General features: G+C 68.6%; 5 protein-coding genes. 3 read left to right on the top strand and 2 right to left on the bottom strand.

Features of this window, described 5'->3' with window-relative positions; genetic code table 11:
- Together JO059_RS13605 and JO059_RS13600 are read left to right on the top strand one after the other, a co-directional pair.
- Positions 1–1,488: hypothetical protein (locus JO059_RS13605; RefSeq protein ID WP_293319492.1), on the top strand; the 1,488-nt coding region annotated here is incomplete at its 5' end.
- A complete protein-coding gene (locus tag JO059_RS13600) occupies positions 1,489–2,109 on the top strand; it encodes a TetR/AcrR family transcriptional regulator (RefSeq protein ID WP_293319490.1) in 621 nt (206 codons plus the stop codon).
- On the opposite strand, the gene JO059_RS13595 is transcribed toward JO059_RS13600, so the two are convergent.
- The gene (locus tag JO059_RS13595) at positions 2,106–2,984 is read right to left on the bottom strand and encodes a D-alanyl-D-alanine carboxypeptidase family protein (RefSeq protein ID WP_293319488.1); all 879 of its coding nucleotides are present in this window, start codon (positions 2,982–2,984) and stop codon (positions 2,106–2,108) included. The two genes, JO059_RS13600 and JO059_RS13595, sit on opposite strands and share 4 nt — an antisense overlap.
- A gap of 51 nt (positions 2,985–3,035) precedes the next feature.
- Entirely contained in the window at positions 3,036–3,335 is a 300-nt protein-coding gene (locus JO059_RS13590; protein WP_293319486.1) for a hypothetical protein, read from the bottom strand.
- Positions 3,336–3,516: 181 nt separating this feature from the next.
- Here JO059_RS13590 and JO059_RS13585 point away from each other — a divergent pair.
- On the top strand, positions 3,517–3,841 hold a 325-nt coding region (locus JO059_RS13585), incomplete at its 3' end, for a nuclear transport factor 2 family protein (protein ID WP_293319484.1).

Below are 3,841 nucleotides of genomic sequence, written 5' to 3'. Positions count from 1 at the left end.
GACGCGGCCGACCTTTTCAGCCGGGTAGAGGCGGTCCCCCGCGAATATGTGTACGGCGCTTTGAAGTCCAGCAAGACGTGGTCGACGGCCGCGGAATACGTCGAGGCGATCGACGCGCTGCCGCTCGGGCCGAATGTCGGCTCGCTCCTTGGTCATTCGGACCTGCGCACCGCCGTGCTGGGACTGGATCGCGCCACCGACGCCGCCGTCCGCCCGACCGCCGCAGAACAAAAGCAAATGGCGGCATTGCTCGACGAGGCCCTCGACGCCGGGATGCTGGGCATGTCCGGGATGGACGCGGCCATCGACAAGCTCGACGGTGACCGGTTCCGGTCGCGCGCGCTGCCGTCCACCTTCGCGACCTGGCGGGAGCGGCGCGGCTTGATCGAAGTCCTGCGCCGGCGCGGCCGAATGCTGCAGAGCGCGCCCGACGTCGAGAACCCGGCGTCGGCACTGATGTTCTTCCTCACCAGCAGCCGGATCTTCGGCCGCGGCAAGGGCGTCCGGATGAGCATGCTGGTGTCGGCAGACGCCAAGTCGATGCCTCTGGCCGTCCACACCTTCGGGCTCGGCACCCGCATCCTGAACGCGGCCCTGCGCTCGAGCCTGCGGTTCCAGCACCTGCCCGTCCCGTTCGAGTTGTACTCCGACGGAGTCGACCTGCCGGTCTTCGAAGAGTTCGGCGCCGGAACGGCCGCCCTGCACCTGCGGGATCAGCTGGAGCGCAACCAGCTGCTGGCCGACAGGGAATACCGCCGCCGATTCCGGCGTGAGTTCGATCGCATCAAGCTCGGACCGTCGTTGTGGCACCGCGACTTCCACGACGCCGTGATCGTGGAATGCCCTGACCAGTCGTTGATCGGCAAGAGCTTCGGCGCGATCGCCGACGAGCGCGGGCTGCATCCGCTCGACGCGTTCCTCGACGTGCTCGTCGAAAACGGCGAGCGCAACGTGCGGTGGACGACCACCGTCGCCAACCACCGTCCCAAGCAGCTGAACAAACTCGCCGCCGACCCGAGCATTCACATGGGCTTCTCCGACGCAGGCGCGCACCTGCGCAATATGGCCTTCTACAACTTCGGCCTGCGGATGCTCAAGCGCACCCGGGACGCCCACCGCGCCGGTGCGCCGTTCATGTCCACCGAGCGCGCGGTGCACCGCCTGACCGGCGAGCTGGCCGAATGGTTCGGCATCGACGCCGGCACGCTGCGCGAGGGCGACCGTGCGGACTTCGTCGTGATCGACCCGGACGGCCTCGACGAATCGGTGGACGGCTATTACGAGGAAGCGGTGCCGTTCTACGGCGGCCTGCGGCGCATGGTCAATCGCAACGACGCGGCCGTCGTCGCCACCGGGGTGGGCGGAGCGGTGGTCTTTCGCGGGGGCAAAGCCGGAGGCCAATTCCGGGACGGCTACGGCCAGACCGTCAAGTCCGGCCGCTACCTGCGCGCCGGCGTCCGGCAGGCCGCGACGGCGGTGAGCGCCTAAATGGCCAGGACCCAGCAACAGCGCCGGGAGGAGACCGTCGGGCGGCTCCTCGAGGCCTGCATCGACACCATCATCGAGGTCGGCTATGCCCGAGCGTCGGCCGCGGTGATCACCAAGCGTGCGGGGGTGTCGGTGGGTGCCCTGTTCCGCCACTTCGAGACGATGGGCGATTTCATGGCGGCCACCGCGTCGGAGGTGCTCCGCCGCCAACTGGAGTCGTTCACCAAGCGGGTCGCCGAGATACCAGCGGACCAGCCCGCGCTCGAAGCCGCGCTGGCCATCCTGCGTGACATCACCGCCGGCCCGGCCAACGCCGTCCTCTACGAGCTGCTGGTCGCCGCGCGCACCGACGAAAAGCTCAGGGCCACGCTGCAACACGAGCTGGGGCAGTACTCGGCGAAGATCCACGACGCCGCCCGCGCGCTGCCGGGCGCGGAAACCTTCCCGGCCGAGACGTTCCCGGTCATCGTGGCGCTGCTGACCAACGTGTTCGACGGAGCGGCCGTGGTGGAAGGCGTGCTGCCACAGCCGGAGATCGCCGAACAACGGATTCCGGTGCTCACCGCGCTGCTGACCGCTGCGGCGCCGACCGCCGGCCGTCAACTGCCCGAGCAGTATTAAAGCGACCCCACGCCGGTCTCGGGGTTGAGCGCGAAGCCCCAGTCGAACAGGCTGCCGGCCTGGTCCCAATACGTCGGTCCACCGGCCTTCACCAGCCCGTACATCATCGCGATCACCAGCCGTCGGCCACCGCGGCCGGCGGCGCCGACGAAGGTCTTGCGGGCCGCGTCGGTGAAGCCGGTCTTGCCGCCGATGGCGCCGGGATACCGCTGCAACAGTTCGTCCTGGTTGACGATCGGCTGCTCACCGTGGTCGCCGGGGAACATCGCCGACGGCTCGGCGGTGATGTGCGCGAACAACGGGTTGGCCATCGCGGCCCGGAAGATGACCGCCAGGTCGTGCGCCGTGGAAGCCCCGGAGCCACCGGGTCCATCCAGGCCGGACGGCGTCGCGGCATGGGTGGCCGTCGCGCCCAGGGACGCGGCCTTCGCGTTCATCTTGGCGACCGTGGCGTCCATCCCGCCCATCATGTGGGCCAGCGTGTTCGCGGCGTCGTTGCCCGAAACCAGCAGCAGGCCGTCCAGCAACTGGCGGGCGGTGTAGGTCCGACCCGGTTTGATCCCGACACAGTTGCATTCGACGTCGGCATCCGCGGCGTCGGCCACGACGGTCGAATCCAGGCTCAACTGGTCCAGCGCCACCAGCGCCAGCAGCACTTTGATGGTGCTCGCCGGCGGATGGGGGACGTTCTGGTCGCGCCCGGCCAAAACCTGGCCGCTGTCGAGGTCGGCGACGATCCACGTCTGGGCGGGACCGTCCGGGATGGGAACCGACCCGACCGGCTGGATGCTGTCGGCCCAGGAATGGGCGGCGGGGAGCACGCCGACGGTGGCGCCAGCAAGGAGGGCGGCGACGGCGGCCATGAGCTTGCGCATGGGCGCAAAGTTTAACTTCCGGCCCGCCGGGCGCCTATTTCGGCGCTGCGGCTACCGCCACGGCATGTTCCGCCAGGAGTAGAAGGCGCCGGTGCCGATGTCGTGAACACCGTAGTAATCCCAGAAGTAGTCGTGGCAGACGTTGCCGTCCCAGGGGACGGGCCTGCCGGCAGGAAGGACGTCACCTGGGCACCAGTGCTGGCAGGACTTCCCTGCCGGGCAGGGGGCCGCCTGCGCCGAGGGTGCGGCCGGCCCGGCGCCGGCGAACAGCAACAGAGCCGCCGCTGCCAGTCCGGCGATTGCCGCTCTTATCGATCCGGGGTCCGGGGACGTGCGAGGGGTCGGATTCATGTTGACTCCGTTCGTTTGGCCGGCGGCGCGCGGTTGGACGCCTCCGGCGAGTACAACCCCTCAGCGCTGATACCGATCCCAAACATGACGGCGCGCCGAGTCCTTCGGCGGTCCGGTTCCAACCGAAGGAATGGCTCCGCGCCCAGGTCTGTGCACCGTCGGATCGTGTTCAATCGAGCACATGTTGAGTGTTGAAGAGATCTCGGACCGCTTGGAGATCCAGCAGCTGCTGGTCGACTATTCCACCGCGATCGACAACCGGCGGTTCGACGACCTGGACAGGGTGTTCACCCCCGACGCCTACATCGACTACCGCGCGCTCGGAGGCATCGACGGCCGTTACCCCGAAGTCAAGAAGTGGCTCGCCGAGGTGCTGCCCAACTTTCCGGTGTATGCCCACATGCTCGGCAACTTCTCGGTGCGCATCGACGGGGACACCGCGTCGTCGCGGGTGATCTGCTTCAACCCCATGGTCCTTCCGGGCGACTCGCCCGGCAACAAGGACC

Origin of the sequence: Mycobacterium sp. (assembly GCF_019247615.1) — a bacterium.
In the GTDB taxonomy this organism is placed as follows: domain Bacteria; phylum Actinomycetota; class Actinomycetes; order Mycobacteriales; family Mycobacteriaceae; genus Mycobacterium.
The sequence above is the reverse complement of the archived record's forward strand: the minus strand, read 5'-3'. Positions and strand labels throughout refer to the sequence as shown.

Excerpts from the sequence above, each read along its gene's own strand:
- JO059_RS13590 (WP_293319486.1), bottom strand. The coding sequence starts at position 3,335 with ATGAATCCGACCCCTCGCACGTCCCCGGACCCCGGATCGATAAGAGCG.
- JO059_RS13600 (WP_293319490.1), top strand. The coding sequence starts at position 1,489 with ATGGCCAGGACCCAGCAACAGCGCCGGGAGGAGACCGTCGGGCGGCTC.
- JO059_RS13595 (WP_293319488.1), bottom strand. The coding sequence starts at position 2,984 with ATGCGCAAGCTCATGGCCGCCGTCGCCGCCCTCCTTGCTGGCGCCACC.